The sequence below is a fragment of the Hymenobacter seoulensis genome (genome assembly GCF_054780535.1).
Genome location: NZ_BAAGWD010000007.1, coordinates 96,842 through 116,713, shown reverse-complemented (window position 1 = coordinate 116,713; position 19,872 = coordinate 96,842). Strand labels below are relative to the sequence as shown.

The 19,872-nt window shown below is 64.8% G+C and carries 17 protein-coding genes; all 17 read right to left on the bottom strand.

Annotated elements, in window-relative coordinates; translation table 11 throughout:
- Nucleotides 1-22: 22 nt before the first annotated feature.
- On the bottom strand, nt 23-592 hold the full coding sequence (locus ACYVHC_RS20135; protein ID WP_460615530.1) for a recombinase family protein: 570 nt from the start codon (nt 590-592) through the stop codon (nt 23-25).
- A 247-nt stretch (nt 593-839) separates the two neighbouring features.
- Entirely contained in the window at nt 840-1,562 is a 723-nt protein-coding gene (locus ACYVHC_RS20130; RefSeq protein ID WP_460615529.1) for a phosphatase PAP2 family protein, read from the bottom strand.
- Nucleotides 1,563-1,638: 76 nt separating this feature from the next.
- The gene (locus ACYVHC_RS20125) at nt 1,639-2,580 is read right to left on the bottom strand and encodes a DUF2279 domain-containing protein (protein WP_460615528.1); all 942 of its coding nucleotides are present in this window, start codon (nt 2,578-2,580) and stop codon (nt 1,639-1,641) included.
- Between the two features lies 1 nt (nt 2,581).
- Nucleotides 2,582-3,517 carry a bestrophin family protein gene (locus ACYVHC_RS20120; protein ID WP_460615527.1) on the bottom strand — a complete coding sequence of 312 codons (936 nt, stop codon included), beginning with the start codon at nt 3,515-3,517 and terminating at the stop codon, nt 2,582-2,584.
- 32 nt (nt 3,518-3,549) lie between these two features.
- Complete coding sequence (locus ACYVHC_RS20115; RefSeq protein ID WP_196956743.1) at nt 3,550-4,248, bottom strand: DUF1345 domain-containing protein; 699 nt, start codon at nt 4,246-4,248, stop codon at nt 3,550-3,552.
- Nucleotides 4,249-4,295: 47 nt separating this feature from the next.
- A complete protein-coding gene (locus ACYVHC_RS20110) occupies nt 4,296-5,495 on the bottom strand; it encodes a family 1 glycosylhydrolase (protein WP_196956744.1) in 1,200 nt (399 codons plus the stop codon).
- Between the two features lie 43 nt (nt 5,496-5,538).
- Nucleotides 5,539-6,285: an SDR family NAD(P)-dependent oxidoreductase gene (locus tag ACYVHC_RS20105; protein ID WP_231403224.1), complete on the bottom strand. Its 747-nt coding sequence runs from the start codon at nt 6,283-6,285 to the stop codon at nt 5,539-5,541.
- Nucleotides 6,275-6,565, bottom strand: a complete 291-nt coding sequence (locus ACYVHC_RS20100; protein WP_196956745.1) for a hypothetical protein — start codon at nt 6,563-6,565, stop codon at nt 6,275-6,277. The genes ACYVHC_RS20105 and ACYVHC_RS20100 overlap by 11 nt, the downstream gene beginning before the upstream one ends.
- 24 nt (nt 6,566-6,589) lie before the next feature.
- The gene (locus tag ACYVHC_RS20095) at nt 6,590-7,420 is read right to left on the bottom strand and encodes a ZIP family metal transporter (RefSeq protein ID WP_231403225.1); all 831 of its coding nucleotides are present in this window, start codon (nt 7,418-7,420) and stop codon (nt 6,590-6,592) included.
- Between the two features lie 5 nt (nt 7,421-7,425).
- On the bottom strand, nt 7,426-8,838 hold the full coding sequence (gene lpdA, locus ACYVHC_RS20090) for a dihydrolipoyl dehydrogenase (protein ID WP_196956746.1): 1,413 nt from the start codon (nt 8,836-8,838) through the stop codon (nt 7,426-7,428).
- 56 nt (nt 8,839-8,894) lie between these two features.
- A complete protein-coding gene (locus ACYVHC_RS20085; protein WP_196956747.1) occupies nt 8,895-9,794 on the bottom strand; it encodes a cation diffusion facilitator family transporter in 900 nt (299 codons plus the stop codon).
- Nucleotides 9,795-9,850: 56 nt separating this feature from the next.
- On the bottom strand, nt 9,851-10,747 hold the full coding sequence (locus ACYVHC_RS20080; protein ID WP_196956748.1) for a cation diffusion facilitator family transporter: 897 nt from the start codon (nt 10,745-10,747) through the stop codon (nt 9,851-9,853).
- Nucleotides 10,744-13,011, bottom strand: a complete 2,268-nt coding sequence (locus tag ACYVHC_RS20075; protein WP_196956749.1) for a heavy metal translocating P-type ATPase — start codon at nt 13,009-13,011, stop codon at nt 10,744-10,746. Before ACYVHC_RS20075 ends, ACYVHC_RS20080 begins: the two co-directional genes overlap by 4 nt.
- Nucleotides 13,012-13,059: 48 nt before the next feature.
- Nucleotides 13,060-13,671, bottom strand: a complete 612-nt coding sequence (locus ACYVHC_RS20070) for a hypothetical protein (protein WP_196956750.1) — start codon at nt 13,669-13,671, stop codon at nt 13,060-13,062.
- Nucleotides 13,672-13,680: 9 nt separating this feature from the next.
- A complete protein-coding gene (locus ACYVHC_RS20065) occupies nt 13,681-14,010 on the bottom strand; it encodes a YnfA family protein (protein WP_196956751.1) in 330 nt (109 codons plus the stop codon).
- A 37-nt stretch (nt 14,011-14,047) separates the two neighbouring features.
- Complete coding sequence (locus tag ACYVHC_RS20060; protein ID WP_196956752.1) at nt 14,048-15,265, bottom strand: efflux RND transporter periplasmic adaptor subunit; 1,218 nt, start codon at nt 15,263-15,265, stop codon at nt 14,048-14,050.
- 34 nt (nt 15,266-15,299) lie between these two features.
- A complete protein-coding gene (locus tag ACYVHC_RS20055) occupies nt 15,300-19,778 on the bottom strand; it encodes a CusA/CzcA family heavy metal efflux RND transporter (RefSeq protein WP_196956753.1) in 4,479 nt (1,492 codons plus the stop codon).
- Nucleotides 19,779-19,872 lie beyond the last annotated feature (94 nt).

Sequence of the window (19,872 nt, the reverse complement as noted above, 5' to 3'; positions counted from 1 at the left end):
CTGAATGGAGCTCATGTGTTCGTTACACCAGGTATTTATGCATCGTCGCGACCGGGATGCCGGTGGCCAGTTGAATCTTTTTAAAGCTCAGGCCGGTGCTGCGCAACCGACGTAGTTCGGCAATCACCTCTGGGGCCAGGGCGGGGCGGCCCGGCTTTTTGCTGCTGCGGGCCTGCCCGGTTTTGATGCGCTCCGAGAAGCGCACGCGCTCCTGCTTGGCGATGGCAGCCAAAAAGCCGATGATGGCATCCCGGAATAAGCCGGTGCTGTCCAGATACTGTTCGGTGAAGGATTTGAACTGCACGCCGGACGCCGTGAGCCGCTGCAGGTGATTGAGCGTTTCGGTCACGCCTTCGCGGCTAAAGCGGTCTAGCGCCCAGAACAGCACCACCTCAAATCGTCGCTGATGAGCATCCGCGAAGAGTTGCTGAAATTGAGGCCGCTCGGCAGTACCGCCGCTTTCCTGGTCGGTGTATTCCTTATAGATAGTGTAACCCAATCGCTGGGCGAAGTCGCGTAGCTCCAGAAGCTGGTTTTCGTTGGTCTGCCCCTTATCCTTCGTGCTGACGCGGGCGTAAATCGCGGCCCTCATAAAAGAGTGAATTGATGGGAGAAGGGCATTCGCAAAACTACTGTTTCTCGAACATCTCTGGCACCCGCCTTGCGGGCCCCGAAAAGGGCGTTGTAGCGGTTGATTTTAGGGAGGGTTTTTCGAACGCTTTTTTCAGGCCCCGTTCAGGGTGATTTTTTAGTTCCCACGGACGTCTTTTCTAGACCTACTTCTGGAGTATTCAATATACCCTATGCTCTTAGCGGGAATTTCTGTTCCTACTCTAGTGCTACCCCAAATGGACCGAGAGGATGCCAAAGCCCGCGCCGGCCACCACGTCGCTCTGCCAGTGCTTGTTGTTTATCATCCGGAACACCCCGACGCTGGTGACCAGCGTGTAGGCCCCAATGCCATACCAGGGGCTTTTGCCGCGCAGCTCGGTGTGCACGATGCTGGCCGCCAGAAAGGCCTGGGCCATGTGGCCCGAAGCAAACGAGTTGCGCGCCGAGCTGTCGGGCCGCAGGATGCCGGCGGTGGTTTTAATCAGGAACACCAAGCCGAGCATGATGGCCTCGGACTTGGCGATGACCAGGAGCAGGTTCAGGCGGTCGTCGCGGGTTTCCACGCCGGCCGCCACCAAGCCGCCCAGCACGGCGTAGGGCGCGAACTGCAGGTAGTCGTCCACCGAGTTGCGGTAAGAGCCAAACAGGTGGCGGACATCACGCTGGGCGTCGTAGCTGGAATACAGTCCATTGCCGTTGATGGTGCTGGCGCCGTAGCCGATGGCACCGCCGGCACCAGGCTGGCCCGCACCAGCTTGCGCTACAAAAACGGGGGGCGGGCCGTAGCCGTCGTGCCCGGCACAGGGCTTTCGTACTTGTGCAGGGTGTCGGCCCGCGCCGGTTCGGGGCGAAGCACCTGTGCCCGGAGCGGCGGGGCGGCTGCCGTCCACACCCCGACGCTCAACAGCGCGCCGCTCAGCCAGGGCCGCAGCCCAACAGGAAACACTCAAGCGCGGGGCGGCGCAGGAGAAAAAATACGCATAACGATAACAACAGTAGGGTAAGAGTACTGCAAAAGGCAGCCGGTCAATACGCAAAAGGGTGGCCGTGCCAGCCCCGGCGGGCATTCCATTCCAGCGCAGGGGCCGGCAGGTGGATGCTGCTGGCCGCGTAGAACACCCGCCGCAGCCAGGCGTTCCGCGTGGGAATGCGGCGCAGGTCCACGTCCAGCGAAAAGTAGTACTGGCGGGAGGGCCGCAAGCCGGCCGCAGCGTTGGTGCCGTCGTCGTTGTACACCATTTCCTGGCCCCCGTAGCCCAGCGCTGGCTGCAGCCAGCGGGGCCAGCGGCTGTCTTTTTTCAGAAAAGCGCCCACGTCGGTGCAGAGCCAGTAGGTCTGGCCGTTGTAGTCTTTGAGCAGGCGCTCGGCCACGGTGCGGCCCAGCACGTTGGGGCGCTGCGCGGCGTAGCCGGTGAGGCGAAACGAGACTTTGGGCATCAGCCGGATGTCGTGCCAGGCCAGCTGCTGGCCCAGGACCCCCAGCGAGCCCAGCAGGTTGGCGCCCAGGTCGCCGGGCGAGGCGCCGTAGGCCGGGTCGCGGCCGTCGAAGTATTCGATGGGGCTTTGCAGGACGAACCCCACGAACGCGCCGTACCAGATGGCTTTTTTCTCGCGTAGGCCGGCCCAGCGCAGCATGTCCACAGCGCCCCGGCTTTCCTGAAACGCGCCCCAGAAATGCCCGGCCTTGTCGAGCTGCTGCCACTCGGGCAGGTCGTTGAACCAGTGCAGCGGCACTTTCTCCCCCGTGTACCAGCCGGCCGCCAAACCGGTGTAGAGGGCCCCGTAAGCCAAGGCGGAGCCGCCCACCACCAGCGGCAGGCGCCGGCCAGCGGCGACCCGCTGGCTGGAATCATTACGAGCCCCGTCGTTTAGCAGCGCCGGGGCCGGGGACTGCGCCCGGCCCTTAACCGCGAGCAGCAGCCCAAAGAGCAGTCCCACCGCCCCGCCACGGCGCGTCCGGCCGGCCATCTCAGAACAGCACACCGTTGTGGGGCTGCATGGGTGCGGGCAGGTTTGTTTCGCCCAGCATCTGGCGCAGGTCGATTTCGATGCTGCGGCAGAGCGCCGTCATGGGCACGTCATTCATCTTGTTCTCGAACGGATTTTCGCTGATGTGGCCCACCAGCTCGATGGTCACGAACACCCAGGAGACGAGCATGGAAAAGGGTACCGTCAGCCAGTAATGGCCGTGGCCGAGCTTTTCGAACTCACCCTGCACGCCCAGCGGCAGCAGGGCCACGAACAGCCAGACGAAGACGATGCTGGAAAAGGCGTACTGGCGCGGAAAGGGCGTGTTCTTAATCCGCTCGCAGCCGCCCTGCAGGTTGGTCAGCTCCCGCAGGTCTTCGACCATGGTGTGGTGCTGCAGCGGGTCGAAAAGGCCCTCAGCGTCGCGCAGGGCCTGACTTTGGACCAGCAGCAGCTGGGCCGGCGGATTGGCCACGGTGCGCAGGTAGTCGGATTCGGCTGCGTCCAGGAAAGGAGCCACGTCCTCGTCCCAGCGTTGGGGCTGGCGGCGCAAATGCAGGCGCAGGGCATTCACCCAGGCAATCTGCCGGTAAACCAGTCGGCGCTGAATGTTCACCTGTTCGGGCGTAAGGCCCTGGCGCGCCGGTTGGGTATTGGCCAGCACCAGCATGGTCCAGTTGCGGCTGCGGTTGACGATGCCGCCCCACAGCTGCCGGGCCTCGTTGAAGCGGTTGTAGGAGCTGCTGTTTTTAAAACCCACGTAGAACGAAACGGCTACGCCCAGGATGCTCACCAACTGCCACGGAACATCCAGCCAGGTCATCTTGAGGGGCCCGTGCAGGACGGCCAGGCCTAAATCATAGGCAAAGAAAATCAGCAGGTCTTTCCAGGAGTAGTCCCAGATGACGCGCCAGTGAATGTGTTTTTGAACGTACATGCAAACAGGTTAGGGATGAAGAAACCGGCGCGCTACAAGAGCCCAGCCAGCAGGTTGATGGTCAGGGCCACGATGCTGGTGTTGAAGGCAAAAGCCAGCAGGCCGTGCAGCATCACCAAGCGCCGCATGCGGGTGGAGGACACGGCCACGTCGGCGGTCTGGGCGGTGGAGCCCACCACGAAGGCGAAGTAGGCAAAGTCCCAGTACGAGGCCGGGGGCGCGCCCGGAAAGTCCAGCCCACCCAGGTTATCGGGTGGTTCGGTAGTGGTGTCCTCGCTGAAGTACACGTGGGCGTAGCGTAGGGCAAACACCGTGTGCACCAGCAGCCAGGCCCCCACCACGGCCCCGGCCGCGAGCAGCACGTGGACGGCCACCTCACGCCGGCTCAGGTTGGGCAGGTTGCTCAGCAGCAGCACCACGGCCCCCAGTGAAGCGGCGCTGCCCACCAGCACGGCCACGAAGGCCCACGTCCGGCCCGGGTCCTGGCGGTTGGCCATCCGGCGGATGTGGGCCGCGTCGGCCCGGTGGGTGCCGGCCCATAGCAGGGCCAGGATACCCAAGCAGAACAGGTCCCAGGCCGCTACCAGCCGCGTGGCCGGCAGCAGGCTGCCGGGCAGCAGCGCCCACCCCGCCCCGGCGACGGCCGCCGCCGCCAGCAGGCGTTGGCGGGCCGAGAGGTTGAGCAGGTGCAGCAGCAGGTGGCGGTGCGACAGGAGATGGGCAAGCGGCATAAGCCAGGGAATTGCCGACCGGGAAGCCGGGCACTTGAAAAGAAAACTTAGTAGTTGATGTGCACGCCGTAGCTCTCGTCCACCAGCACGTCCTTCCACTGGGCAATCAGGCGCTGGTAGGCCCGGCCCACGGGGCGCATCTTACGGTCGAGGTCGTAGAGGCCCAGCGGGTTAACGCGGCCGTTGTTTTCGCGCAGGGCGGTGTCCCAGTCCACCTGGTCGAGCAGGGAGTACCAGGTAAAGCCCACCAGGGGAATGCCGTCTTGCTTGAGGCGGTAGGCGTTGGCCCACTGCCGCCAGAGCCAGCCCACCGAGTCGGGCTCCCACATGTTGGTTTCCGTGTGCATCAGCGGCATGCGGTAGCGGTCGTAGTACTGCTTGGCGATGACGTAGTAGCCGAACACGTCGCCGGCCGGGTAGGTGCTGCCGTCGGCGCGTACCATGCGCTCGTTGGTGCGGTAGTAGTCCGTGCCCATGATGCACTTGGCCTTGATGTTCTGGTCATCGAACCAGTGGTATTCTTCGTCGGTCATGCCGTTTTTGAGCAGGTACTCGTGCATGACCACGCTTACCGGGTAGCCGTAGGTCAGGTCCAGGCTCAAAAAGCGCTTTTGGTTGAGGAAGTTGGCCAGGGGCCGCGCGGCCGGCGTTTCGGGGTGGAAGTACTCGGCCGACTCGCTCTGAATGAAAATGGCACCCGGCTGCACGGCCAGGATGGCCTGCATGGCCAGTACGCCCGCCCGGCACACGTGCTTGAGGGCCGTGACGAACGCCAGGTCGCTGGTCAGGCACTCGTTCCACCAGCCGTACTGGGCCGAAAACATGACCGTGACGAAGATTTCGTTGATGGGGGTGTAGAACTGCAGGTCCGGGAAGCGCGCGGCGAAGGCCCCGGCGTAGGCGGCGAAGTGCTCGGGAAACGCGGGGTTCTGAAAATTGCCCAGCCAGTCGGGCAGGCCGAAGTGCAGCAAATCCACGAGCGGCGTGATGCCCAGCTCTTTCAGATGGGCAAACGTCTCGTCGGTAAAGGCCCAGTCGTACTGATTCGGTCCCAGGTGTACGCGGTAGTACTGCGGGCCGTAGCGCAGAAACTCGATGCCCATCTCCTTGACCAGGGCGAAATCTTCGCGCCAGCGCTCGTAGTGCCCGGTCTTGGCCAGCTCGTCCACCCGGTGGGTAGTGCCGTCGGGCAGTTTGATGGTCGGGTAGCTGTTTTCGATGCCGGTGGCAAACATGAACGCACTCATACGCGAAGGATTAAGGAGAAAATCAAGAAGAAAGCGCGGCCCGCTACAGGATGCTGAGCCGTCCGCCGTCCACGACCAGCGTGGTGCCGTTGATGTAGTGCGCGTCGGCCGAGGCCAGGTAGCAGATGGCGCCGGCAATGTCTTCGGGGTGGCCCACCTCGCCCTCAATCTTCTCCTTGCCGCTCTTCACGTTCGGGTTGTTCCAGAGCATGGGCGTGTCCACGGCGCCGGGGGCCACGCAGTTGGTGCGCACCAAGGTGGCGGGGTACTCCTGGCTCATGCCGCGCGTGAAGGCTTCCAGGGCCCCTTTGCTGGCCGCGTAGGGAATCACGTTGGCGGTAGTTTGCTGGCCGTGCACGGAGCTGATGTTTACAATGGCCCCGCCCTGCATGTGCGCCAGGCAGAGCCGGCTGAGCAGAAACACGGCCCGCAGGTTGACGGCCAGCACCAGGTCCCATTCCGCCACCGTCAGCTCGGTGATGGGCTTAAAAGTCATCACGGCCGCGTTGTTTACCAGCACGTCCACCCGCCCGTAGGCGGCCACCACCGTTTGCACCGCGGCCTCAATCTCGGCCACCAAGCCCAAATCGGCCCGCACGGCCAGGGCCCGCCCACCGGCTTGTTCAATCAGGGCCACGGTCTCGGCGGCCGTGGCGGCGTCCCGGTCCAGGACCGCCACGGTGCCGCCCTCGGCGGCAAGCTGCTGGCAGGCGGCCCGCCCGATGCCGGAGCCGCCCCCGGTCACCAGACATATTTTATCGGTGAAGCGCATGGCGTTGCTAGTGAGCATTAGCGGGGTCAATCAGGGTGGTGCGCACGATGTTGCTGTGCCCTTCCAAATCGTCTTGCTGGGTGAAGTGCTGCACCTGGTATTCGAGCGTGGTGCCGGCCGGAAAGGCTTCCGTATCGATGAAAGGGGAGCGGGCGTTGGTCGCCACCTGCTGCCAGGTGTCCCCTTCCGTCCCTACCCGGCGGTAGACGTGCACCTTTTCCAGCATTTCCTTGGAAAAGGCAATGTGCCGGCCCGCCGGCACCAGCGTGAGTTCAATCAGGAGTTTGTGGGAATTCATAGTAAACGATGAAGTAAAGCCGCTCTACACGAGCATGCCCAGGATAAGAAATACCAAGAAGCCCAGGAAGAACGTCGAGGTCAGCCAGGGCGATTCCGGCTCCTCGTGGGCCTCGGTGAGCAATTCCTCGGTCACCAGAAAGAGCAGGGCTGCCAGCCCGAAGGAAAGCACCAGCTCCATGACGTTATCGGAAGCGCCCTGCAGCACCGTGATGCCGACGCCGGCTCCCACTACCAGCAAAGCCGATAGTGCTACCACCACGCCCACGGTCCGGGCCTTGGTCTGGCCTTCCTGCTGCAGCTCGACGGCCGTGGCCAGGCCCAGCGACAGCACCTCGATGGTAAGGGCAATGGCCAGCAGCATCCCTTCCTCGGCACCCGCCGCGAAGCCGATGCCCAGCAGCAGTCCGTCGATGAGAATGTCAATGGCCACGCCCGTGAGCAGGCCCATGGGCAGGGGAGCCCGGCGCTGGTCGGCAGCTTTCTCGGATTCCGACGTCCACATAACGTCCGAGGCGAAGTAGGGAATCGGGTTGGCCTTCTCCTTGTCCGCGGCCTTGCGGGTCAGCGAGCGCAGGGCCAGCATGACCCCTACGCCGAAGGCAAAGCCCAGTCCTACTTCCAGGGGCCGGTGCCGGGCCACGATATCGGGCAGCAGCTCGACGGCCACCACGGAAAACACCACGCCGGCCGCGAAGTGCAGAATGGCGCTGCGAATGGCGGCGCCCGGCGGGCGTAGCACGGCTATTACGGCTCCCACCACCATGATGGCAGCGGGCACCAGGGAATACAGCAGCACTTGCGTCCAAGAGGGGGTTACGTCCGGCGTAACGGCTAGTAATAGGGCTGGTAGCATACTCATTACATGTTCAGCGCCCCGATGCCGGCCGCGTTCAGGCAAGCTTCCTTGAAGGCTTCGGCGTAGGTAGGGTGGGCGTGCGACATCAGGCCCACGTCTTCGGCCGCACCGCGGAAGTGCATGATGCCCACGGCTTCGGCGATGATGTCGGCAATGCGCGCGCCAATCATGTGCACGCCCAGAATCTCGTCGGTTTGCGCGTCGGTGAGCACCTTTACCAGCCCTTCGGTGTCGGCGCCGGCCAGGGCCCGGCCGGAGGCGGAGTAGGGAAAGGAGCCCACCTTGTAGGCCTTGCCCTGCTCTTTGAGTTGCTCTTCGGTGTAGCCCACGCCCGCTACTTCGGGCCAGGTGTATACCACATTGGGAATGAGCAGGTAATTGACTTCCGGGTGCTTGCCGGCAATGAGCTCGGCCACGTACACGCCCTCGTCGGAGGCCTTGTGGGCCAGCATGGCCCCGCGCACCACGTCGCCCAGGGCCCAGATGCCCGGCGCGGTGGTTTGCAGGTCCTCGTTCACCTTCACCCGCCCCTTTTCGTCGAGCTCCACGCCGGCCGCGGCCAGGTTCAGCCCATCGATATAGGGCCGGCGGCCCACCGACACCAGGCAGTAGTCGCCCTCCAGCTGCAGCTCGGCCGACGGCCCGCCCTGGGCAGTGAGCTTGACCGTGTCGCCGGTGCGCTCCACGGCCGTCACTTTGTGGGAGAGGTAGAACTCCAGGCCCTGCTTCTTGAGCGAGCGCAGCAGCTCCTTGCCCAGGGTACGGTCCATGGTCGGGATGATGGCGTCGGTGTATTCCACCACCGACACCTTGCTGCCCAGACGGGCGTACACCGAGCCCAGCTCCAGGCCGATGACGCCGCCGCCCACAATAATGAGGTGCTTGGGCCGCTCGCGGAGGGCCAGCGCCTCGGTGCTGGTGATGACGCGCTCCTTGTCCAGGGTGATGAAGGGCAGGGTGCTGGGCTTGGAGCCGGTGGCGATGATGATGTTTTTGGCCGTCAGCTGCTGCTCTTCCCCACTGCCCCCGTCGCCGGGCTGCACCCGCACGGTGGTGGCATCCACGAAAGAAGCCACGCCGTGGAGAACGTCCACCTTGTTTTTCTTCATCAGGAACACCACCCCGTCGCACACCTTTTTCACCACCTGGTCTTTGCGGTCCATCATGCGGGGCAGGTCGGCGCGCAGGTTGTCGGCCGCGATGCCGTGCTCGGCAAACTGGTGGGTGGCTTTTTGGTAGAGCTCGGTGGATTCAAGTACGGCCTTGCTGGGGATGCAGCCCACGTTGAGGCAGGTGCCGCCCAGGGTGGGGTACTTTTCGATGATGGCCGTTTTCAGGCCCAGCTGCCCGCAGCGCACGGCGGCGATGTAGCCGCCGGGGCCGGAGCCGATAATGATAACATCGTATTTATTCATGAAAGACGGAGAAGAAAATGAAAGGGTGAGGTGAGGCAGGATAGTAAAAGGCCAAGCTATGCGAGGTTGGGCTCGACGTGCACCAGCACGTTGTACACCGCCGGCCGGGCGCGCTTGATGGCCGCTTTCACGGCGCCGGCAATGGCATGGCCCTCGCGCACGCTAATGCCTCCATCGACCAGCACGTGCAGGTCGACAAAAAATTCCAGGCCCATCTTGCGCACAAAGCATTTCTCGGTGGCTACCACGCCGGGCACGGCTTCGGCCAGGGCGCGCACATCCGCTACCCAGGTGCCCGCCGGGGCCTCGTCCATGATTTCGCCGAAGGCCGGCCGGAAAATGTGGTACGCGTTGTACACGATAAAGGCGCAGGCCACGAGCGCTGCCCAGTCGTCGGCACTTTCGTAGCCGGGGCCCCCCAGCAGGGCAATGCCGATGCCCACAAACGCCGTAGCCGAAGTAATGGCGTCGGCGCGGTGGTGCCAGGCATCGGCTTTCACCGCCGCGCTTTCCACTTCCTGGCCCACGCGCAGCACCCGGCGGTAGAGCGTTTCCTTGATGGCAATAATGACAGCCAGCACCGCCAGCGTGAAACGGGCGGGCAGCTGGTGGGGCGTCTGGATACGCAGGATGCTCTCGTAGGCGATGTAGGCCGCAGCCGCCAGCAGCGCCCCCGCCACCAGCATGGCCGCCAGCGGTTCGGCCTTGCCGTGGCCGTATGGGTGATTATCGTCCGGTTCCCGGGCGGCGGTGCGCAGCCCCAGCCACACAATGCCAGAACTGACGATGTCGGTGGCCGACTCAATGGCATCGGCAATCAGGGCGTAGGAGTTGCCCAGCACCCCGGCCGTGCCCTTGCCCAGCACCAAGGCCACGTTGGCCCCGATGCCCCACAGGGTAGAGGCCTGGCCACGCTCGGCCCGCTGGCGATTCGTAGGGGAGTTAACTGACTCCATGAACGATGGTAAGAGTATCAAGCCTTAGCAATTTGCGGGGGTTGCGTGTCGTGCGCTTACAGGTGCGTTTCGTGCTGGGCGAAGTCGCCGCGTTCCACCTGGATGGTGGCGTGCTGAATGGGGTGCTTGGTCGTGAGGTAGTCGTGGGTGCGGGTGAGCACGTCCTCGTGGCGGGCTTCGTCGGTCAGCACCACGTGGAGGCTCAGCGCGTTGACGCCCGAGGTGAGCACCCAGGCGTGCAGGTCGTGCACGGCCGCCACGCCGGGCACCTGCAGCAGCCCCTGGCGCATGGCTTCCAGGTTCACGTCGGCCGGGGTGCCCTCCAGCAGCACGTTCACCGACTCCTTGAGCAGGGCCCAGGTGCGGGGCAGGATGAACAGCCCAATGCCGGCCGAGAGCAGCGGGTCGGCGTAGTACCACTTCGTGGTGAGCATGATAGCCCCGGCAATGAGCACGCCCACCGATGTGAGAAGGTCAGACAAGACCTCGAAATAGGCGCCCTTCATGTTCAGGCTCTCGCCCGAGCTTTTGCGCAGCAGGTACACGCCGTATAAGTTGACCAGCATGCCCACGCCGGCCACCCACATCATGGTGGTGCTCTCCACCTTGGGCGGGTTGAGAAAGCGGAAATACGCCTCGTAGAGGATGTAAATCGAAATCAGAATCAGCACCACCGCGTTGGTGAGGGCGGCCAGAATCTCGAAGCGGTAGTAGCCGAAGGTGCGCTCGGGCGTGGCGGGCTTCTCGCCGAAGCGGATGGCCAGCAGCGCCAGCCCGACGCCGGCTACGTCGGTGAGCATATGGCCCGCGTCGGCCAGCAGGGCCAGGCTGCCGGTCCACCAGCCGCCGATAACCTCGGCCACCAGGTAAGTAAGCGTCGTGAAAAAGACGATGGTCAGGGCGCGCTTGTTGCGCGAGGCGGCGCTGCCGCTCATGCCGTGGGCGCCGCTCATGCTGATTGACCGTTGTGGTGGTGGGGGCCTTCGCGCAGTTCGCGGGGCATGGGCTCGACAACCGACAGGTTTTCTGCTTTCGGCGGTACAATGGGAGCGGGGGGCGGCGTGCCGCCCGTGCCGGGCGTGGCGTAGTCCATGCGCTGAATGCGCACGGCGTTGAGGATGGCCAGCAGGGCCACGCCCACGTCGGCAAACACGGCCTCCCACATGGTGGCCAGGCCGCCGGCGCCGAGGGCCAGCACGACGCCCTTCACCACGAAGGCCAGCCAGATGTTCTGCCACACCACGCGGTGGGTGGCGCGGGCAATGCGCCGGGCGGTGGCAATCTTGCTGGGGTGGTCGGTCTGAATCACCACGTCGGCGGTTTCGATGGTGGCGTCCGAGCCCAGCCCGCCCATGGCGATGCCTACGTCGGCCAGGGCCACTACCGGGGCGTCGTTCACCCCATCGCCCACGAAGGCCAGCTTGCGGCCCGCGTCCTTGTACTCCTGCACGTGGCGCACCTTGTCTTCGGGCAGCAGCCCGCCGTAGGCCTCGTCAAGGCCCAGCTCCTTCGCTACCCGCTGGACGATGCTGTCCTTGTCGCCGGAGAGCATCACGATTTTGGTGATGCCGTCGGCGCGCAGCTCCTGCACGGTGCGGGCCGCGTCCTCCTTGGGCGAGTCGGCCACGGTTAGGTAGCCGGCGTATTTACCGTCCACGGCGGCTACGACGATGCTGTCGAACACCTGGTCGACTTCGGCGGGGTAGGCCACGTTGAACTTGGTGAGCAGCTTGGTGTTGCCGGCCAGCACGTCGCGGCCGTCTACTTTGCCGCGCAGGCCGTGGCCGCTGATTTCTTCCACATTATCCACCGAAACGCCCTGCGCGGCTGCGTCTGCGTGCAGCACGACGGCCTTGGCGATGGGGTGGGTGGACTTGGTTTCCAGCGCGCCCACCAGCCGCAGCAGCTGTGGGGCATCGAAACCCGCGGCGGGCTGCACCTGCTGCACGGCGAAGATGCCCTGGGTGAGCGTGCCGGTTTTGTCCATGACCACCGTGTCGAGCTCGCGCATCAAATCCAGGAAGTTGGAGCCCTTAAACAGGATGCCGGCCTTGGACGCCGCCCCGATGCCGCCGAAGTAGCCCAGCGGGATGCTGATGACCAGCGCGCAGGGGCAGGAGATGACCAGGAACACCAGCGCCCGGTAGAGCCAGGTGCGAAACACGTAGTCATCCACCACAAAGTAGGGCACCACCACGAGCAGCACGGCCAGCAATACCACAATCGGCGTGTAGATTTTGGCGAACTTGGTGATGAACTGCTGGGTCTTGGCCTTGCGGCCCACCGCGTCCTGCACCATGGTCAGGATTTTGGCCAGCTTGGTGTCCTTGTAGTTCGCCGTCACGGCCACCTGAATCAGCGATTCCAGGTTGACCATGCCGGCCAGCACGACCTCGCCGGATTGCTTGGTCTGGGGCACCGACTCGCCGGTAAGGGCGGCCGTGTTGAAGGAGGCCGGACCCTTGGTCAGGGTGCCGTCAAGGGCCACCTTCTCGCCGGGCTTCACCTCGATGGTGTCGCCCACGACGACTTCCTTAGGGTCCAGCACCACGGTCTGCCCGTTGCGGATAACGGTGACTTCGGTGGCCTGAATTTCGAGCAGGGCCCGGATGCTGCGCTTGGCCCGGTTCACGGCCGCGTCCTGAAACAGCTCGCCCACGGTGTAGAACAGCATCACGGCCACGCCCTCCGGGTATTGCTCGATGGCAAACGCGCCGATGGTGGCGATGCTCATGAGCAGAAACTCGTTGAATATGTTGCCGCTGGGAATGCTGAGCACGGCCGCTTTCACCACCTTCCAGCCCACCAGCAGGTAGGCGACGCTGTACCAGCCCAGGCGAACGTAGCCGGTGAACCAGGCCACGTTATAGTAGTCCAGCGCGATGCCGACCAGTAGTAGCACGAAGCTGACGCCGGGCCAGAGGTAGGGGTTGGCACCGGCCGGTCCGTGGTCGTGGTCGTCGCCGGAGCCGTGGTCGTGGCCGGCGTGCTCGTCTTTCGCCTTCTGGCCCAGGTTTACCACCTTTTTGCCCGCCGGGTGGTTGTGGCCCGTGTGGTCGTGTTCGGCGTGGTCGTGGCCGGGCACGTCGTGGCCTTCTGGCGCGGCGGCGGCTTCGGGCGTGAGCTGGTCGCGGCTGAGCGCACCCACGTTTTCGAGCTTGACCTGCTTGGCCGTGTTGAGCTCTTCGTCGGTGTTGGGGGAGGTTGGGTCAGGCATAGGAAAAAAATAGCAGCGGTGAATGAAGAAAGCAGGGGCAACTCAGGGCTACCAGTCTACGAAAAAGCCGGCCACGCCCACCAGTACGAGCACCGCCCCGGTAAAGCGGCGCTCGTAGCGGGCCAGGCCCGTCAGGTTCAGGCGGCGCAGGCCGGTGTACGCCCCGGCGACCAGCACGCTCATGGCCCCCACCGACACCACCAGGTAGGTGGCCATGACCAGGGCCAGTGCCAGCGGACCGCGCGTGCCGGCGGACAGAAAAAACGTTTGAATTTCCAGGCAGGGGGCCAGAAACATCGTCGCCGCCAGGCCCAGCACCACCCGGCCCCGCGGCCGCACGGGCACGGGCTCCGGGTCGGGGTGGGTATGGCCCGGCCCGGAAAAGGCGTAGAGCAGGCCGATGACTACCAGTAGGGCCGGGGCCGCGACGCCGGCAAACTGCGAGAAGGCCGCCGACAGGCGCCAGCCCAGCAGCCCCAGCCCCAGGCCCAGCAGCACCGTGCTCAGCACGTGGGCCAGGCCGGCCACCAGCGTTACGCCCACCGCCCGCCGCAAGGGCCAGCGCTCGGCCCGGGCCACGGCCAGCACCGGCGCCCAGTGGTTGGGAATCGCGGCGTGGAGCAGACTGAGCAGCAGGGCACCGGTGAGTAACTGAAGCATGGGCAGAGATTACGGGCGGGGCCAGAAAAGAACCACGGCAATGCCCAACAGGATAATGGCCCCACCGAACATGTCAAACCGGTCGGGCCGGAAGCCGTCAAAGTAGGCGGCCCAGGCAATGGACATGACAATGAAAACGGCCCCGTACACGGCGTAGGTTTTGCCAAACGAAGTGGGCTGCCAGGTGGCCACCCAGCCGTAGAGAACCAGCAGCAGCGCTCCAATCAGTCCCGTCCACGCCGGTCGCCCGGACTTGAGCCACTGCCACATCAGGTAGCCGCCTCCGATTTCGCAGAGGCCGGCCAGAAAAAATACGGCAAGCGGTTTAATCAAAGGCATATGGATGGGGTTAACGTGGCAGAAGCCCATACGGTGGCTATTCTTCCTCTTCGGCGTTTTTGAGCTTCGCCAGCAGGGAATACGCGCCTTCGGTAACAATGGCGGCATTTGCCGCTGTCAGCCCTGCCGGCAGCGTAACCTGGGTGTAGCCGTTTTCGCTCACGCCGGTTTCCACGGCCACCATGCGGTAGCTGCTTTCGCCCTTGGCCGTGGCCTTGTCGTCGGCCACAAAAATGTAGTCCTTGCCCCCAAACTGCACCAGGGCCTTGTCGGGCAGGGCCGGCACGGTGGCCGAGTTGGTTTCGATAACGGCCCGCACGTAGGTGCCGGGCAGGCGGCTGGCGTCCTCGTGGCGCAGGTGGGCGTACACGCGCACGGTGCGGTCTTCGCCCACCGTGCGGCCGATGAGGTATATTTTAGCCTGGTGGTCGGCCCCGGCCGAGTCATTGGCCAGGGTGTAGCGCACGGTCTGGCCGTTGCGCAGCTGCGGCGCGTCCTTCTCGAACACGTTCAACACCACGTCCAGGTGGCCGGGGTCGATGATTTCAAACAGCACGTCGGTTGCCGTCACGCTCTGGCCGGCGCTGGCGTTCACCGTTTTCAGGAAGCCGCCGCGCGGGGCCTTCACCGGGGCCGTGGTCGTGAGCTTGCCGCCCACCGGCAGGCCGGCCAGGCGCAGGCGGGCGGCCTGGGCCGCCACCTGGGCCTGCAGGGCCCGGTACTCGGCCCGGGCCCGCTGGAAGTTTTTCTGCGGAGCTACTTCCTGCCGGTAGAGCTCTTCCTGCCGGGCGTACTCGGAGCGGGCGTATTCGAGCTGGCTGCTCGTTTCCAGGTACTTCTGCTGCAAGTCAAGGAACTCGGGGTTGCGGATGGTGGCCAGCACCTGACCGGCCCGCACCTGCGAGCCCTGCAGCAGGGTGGTGCGCTCCACGATGCCGCCGAGCAGGGCGCTGACGGTCACCGCGTTTTCGGGCGGCGCGTCCAGCGTGCCGTTCACCTTGAGGCCCCCGCTGAGCACCCGGTCCTGCACCTTGCCCAGGCGAATGCCGGCCGTGCGCTGCTCCTCGGGCGAAAGGGTGGTTTCGGTGGGTTCCGCTTCGGCGGCCTCTTTTGCCCCTTCGGCCGCGGGCTGACCGGCCGCGGTGGCAACGGCAGGCGTTCCGGTGGTGGCCTCGGCGGAAGCGCCTTCTTTTTTATCGGTGCCGCAGCCGGCTAGGGCCAGGCCAAACAGCGCCAAAATTGCAATATTCTTCATGGAGAAAATTCAGGAAATCAAGAAAATAAGAGAGTTACTGGGCCGTGCTGTTGAGCAGGTAGTCCAGCTCGATGACGGTCTGGTTATGGTCCAGTAGTACTTCCAGGTAAGCCGTGCGCAGGTTCAGGGCCCGCTCCAGGTTGAGCAGGTACTCGCTGTAGCCGGTTTCGCCGGCCTTGAAGGCCCGGGTGCTCAGGCGCACAATCACGTCGGCCTGCGGCAGGGCCGTTTGCTGGTAGAAGGTGAGCCGCTGCTGCTGCTCGGCGTGGCGGGCCACCAACTCGTCCTGCCGGCCGGCCAGCTCGGCCAGCTGCCGCCGGTACGAGGCCGTGGCCACCTGCTCCTGGAGGCGGGCAGCCTGCACCCGGCTTTTCTGCGGGCCGCGCAGGATGGGAATGCCCACCGAGCCCTGCACGCCCTGGAACCGGTCGCTGCCCGAGTAGTAGCGGTCATCGCCGCCCACCCCGCCGATGGTCTGCGGGCCAATCAGCGACTGGTTGAAATAGCCGAGCGTAACGTTAGGCAAACCCTGGGCCTGTTCGGCGCGGGTAGCGGCCTGGCGCTGGGCAATGAGCTGGCGCAGGACCTGGGCATCCGGGTTTTGCGCCAGGCGGGCCGTGTCGCCCAGGGCGGGTAGCACCACGGGCTCCAGGGGACGCAGCAGACTGTCGGCCACGTCCACTACCTGCGCCTGTTGCAGCAGGGCCTGTAGCTGGCGCTGGGCCACCTGGTAGCCCGTGCGGGCCTGCCGAATCAGGGCCTGGGTTTCGCCCTGCTGCACCAGGGCCGTGGCCGGTTCGAGCCGGGCCACTTCCCCGGTTTTAAAGCGCAGGTTGGCGGCCCGCAGAAACTCGGTGTAGAGGCTGTCCTGCCCGCGCAGCACCTTGAGGCGGTGCCGGGCGTACACGGCCTGCTCGTAGTTCAGGCGCACCTGCCGGCGCAGGTCGGCCTGCACCTGGGCCAGCTGGAACTGCTGGCCGCCTATCTGCGCATCCAGCAGCCGGGCCTGGCTGCGGTACACGCCCGGCAGCGAGAAGGTCTGGCTGATGTTGAACTGGTTGTCCTTGCGGTAGGTGTTGTACTGCCCGTAAGTCACGCCAATGGTGGTGCGGCCCACGTCGGTGGCCGTGCGGCGCAGTGCCTGCTGGGCTTCGAGCGAGCGTTGGGCCACCTGCACCGTGCCGTTGGCTTGCAGCGCCTGCGTGACGGCCTGCTGGGCCGTGAACGGCGCCCCGCCCACGGAAAGCTGCGGCTGCTGGGCCCGGCCCGTGAAAGGTAGGGCTAGCAGCAACAGGGCAAGGGCTCCCGCAACCACGGGGGAAGTTGGCGTCGTGCCCGGTACGCCCGTGGGGACGTCATCGTGCATTTCCTCCTCGTCATCGGCCGGCTTCTTCGCCCGGCTTTCCACCAGGGCGTAGAGGATGGGCAGCACCAGCAGGGTCAGCAGCGTGGCCGTCACCAGGCCGCCGATGACGACGGTGGCCAGGGGGCGCTGCACTTCGGCGCCCGCCGAGGTGGCCAGGGCCATGGGCAAAAAGCCGAGCGAGGCCACCGTGGCCGTCATCAGCACGGGGCGTAGCCGGGTGGCCGTGCCCTGCAGAATCCGTTCTGTTAAGTCCGTCACGCCTTCTTTTTTGAGTTGGTTGAAATAGCCGATGAGCACCACGCCGTTGAGCACGGCCACGCCAAACAGGGCAATGAAGCCCACCCCGGCCGAGATGCTGAAGGGCATGTCGCGCAGCCAGAGCGAGAGCACCCCGCCGATGGCCGAGAGCGGGATGGCCGTGAAAATCATCGTGGCCTGCAGCAGGGAGCGGAAAGTGAAGAAAAGCAGGGCGAAAATCAGCAGCAGGGCCACCGGCACGGCGATGCTCAGGCGCTGCGAGGCCTCGCGCAGGTTCTCGAACTGCCCGCCGTAGGTGGTGTAGTAGCCGGGAGCCAGCTTAAGCTGCTGGTCCACTTTGCCCTGCAATTCCTCTACTACGCTTTCCACGTCGCGGCCGCGCACGTTAAAGGCCACGGTGATGCGGCGCTTGGCGTCGTCGCGCTGAATCTGGTTAGGGCCTTCCACGAGGCTCACATCCGCGAGCTGCTCCAGGGGAATCTGCTCGCCGCGCGGGGTGGCAATGAAGAGTTGGCGCACGCTGGTGATGTCCTTGCGCAGGGCCGGGGGCAGGCGCAGCACGAGGTCGAAGCGGCGCTCCTGCTCGAACACCTGTCCGGCGGCCTGGCCGGCAAAGGCCGTTTGCACGGTGCGGTTCACGTCCTCCACGTTCAGGCCAAACTGGGCCAGTTTGTTGCGGTCAATCTTGACCACAATCTGCGGCAGGCCGGTCACCTGCTCCACGTAGATGTCCTCAGCGCCCTGCACCTGCCGCACGAGCGCAGCGGTGCGGGCGGCGTAGTCGGCCAGCTGGTCGAGGTCTTCGCCGTAAATCTTGAGCACCACATCTTGTTTGGCCCCGGAGATGAGCTCGTTGAAGCGCATCTGAATGGGCTGCTGAAAACCGAACGTGACGCCGGGAATCACGCTCAGGGCTTCGGCCATCTTCTCGGCCAGCTCCGGCTGCGTCTTGGCCGACGTCCACTCCTTGGGGTCTTTCAGGGTCACCATCACGTCGGCCGCTTCCACGGGCATGGGGTCGGTGGGAATCTCGGCCGAGCCAATCTTGGCCACCACTTCCTTTACTTCGGGGAATTGCTTTTTGAGAATTTCACCCACCTGCCCGGTTTTTTCGATGGTGTAGCTCAGCGACGAGCCCGTCAGCGTGCGCATCTCAATGGCAAAGTCGCCTTCCGACAACTGCGGGATGAACTCCCCGCCCAGGGTGCGGAACAAAAGCACCGTACCCACCAGCAGGGCCACCGAGGTGGTTAGCACCACGGCCTTGCGGCGCAGCGCCCAGCTAATCATGGGCCGGTAGCGGGCTTCGAGCCAGCTCATCATCTTATCGGAGAAGGTGCGCTTGGGGGTGGTGTTGCGGCTCAGCCCCAGGGCGGCCATCATCGGCACGTAAGTCAGCGACAGTATCAGGGCCCCGATGATGGCGAAGGCCACGGTCTGGGCCATGGGCTTGAACATCTTGCCCTCAATGCCGGCCAGGGCCAGCAGCGGCAGGTACACAATCAGGATGATGACTTCGGGGAAGCCGGCCGAGTCGCGGATGCCGGCGGCGGCGTGGTAAGTTTCGTCGTCCATCTGCCGCTGCGTGAGCAGGCCGTTCTTGCCGTGGGCCTTGGTGTGGCCGGAATGGATGCGGTGAATGATGCCCTCGACGATAATCACGGCCCCGTCCACGACCAGGCCGAAGTCAATGGCCCCGAGCGAGAGCAGGTTGCCCGACACGCCAAAGAGCTGCATCATGGCAATGGCGAAGAGCATGGCCAGCGGAATGACCGAGGCCACCACGAGGCCCGCGCGCAGGTTGCCCAAAAACAGCACCAGCACGAAAATCACAATCAGCGCGCCCTCAATCAGGTTCTTGGTAACGGTGTGAATGGCCCGGCCCACGAGGTCGGAGCGGTCCAGGTACACGTCCACGGCCACGCCTTCGGGCAGGGATTTTTCCACCGTCTTCATGCGCTCCTTCACGGCCTTGATGACTTCGTTGGCGTTGGCCCCTTTGAGCATGAGCACGATGCCGCCGGTCACTTCGCCCTCGTTGTTGCGGGTCATGGCCCCGTAGCGCACGGCCGAGCCCAGGCGGATGTTGGCCACGTCGCGCACCAGGATGGGCAGGCCGCTTTCGGTGCTGCGCACTACGATGTTGCCGATGTCCTGCGGGTTGGTCACCAGGCCCTCGGTACGGATGGCGTAGGCCGTGGGGTTTTTATCGAGGTAGGCCCCGCCGGTGTTCTGGTTATTGCGCGAGACGGCCTGGTAGACCTCGTCCACGGTGATGTTGAGGGAGCGCAGCCGCTCGGGGTCCAGCGACACTTCGTATTGCTTGAGCAGGCCACCGAAGGATGAAACGTCGGCCACGCCGGGCGTGCCCAGCAGCTGCCGGCGTACTATCCAGTCCTGAATCGTGCGCAGCTCGCGGGCATCGTACTTCTTCTCGTAGCCGGGCTTGGCGCGCACCAGGTACTGGTAGATTTCGCCCAGTCCGGTGGACACCGGCGACATTTCCGGCCGGCCCACGCCGTCTGGTATCTGGCTTTCGGCTTCGCGGAGCCGCTCGGCTACCTGCTGGCGGGCCCAGTAAATGTCGATGCCGTCCTCGAAAATGATGGTGACCACCGAGAGGCCGAAGCGCGAAAACGAGCGCACCTCTTCCTCGCCCGGAATGGTGGCCACGCTCTGCTCGATGGGAAAGGACACCAGCCGCTCGATGTCGTTGGCGGCCAGCGAAGGGGCCACGGTGTACACTACGACCTGGTTGTTGGTGATATCGGGCACCGCGTCGATGGGGAGGCGGTAGAGCGAGTAGCCGCCCCAGGCAATGAGCGCCAGGGTCAGCAGCCCGATGATGAGCTTGTTGTGTATGGAAAAATAGATCAGCTTATTCAGCATGATGACTGGGGGGTAAGACTAGAAATCCTGGGAAGGGGGCGGCCGGAGCCCAGCGGGGCTCGACGGCGGCGGGGTCCGGGCGAGGCCACGGAAC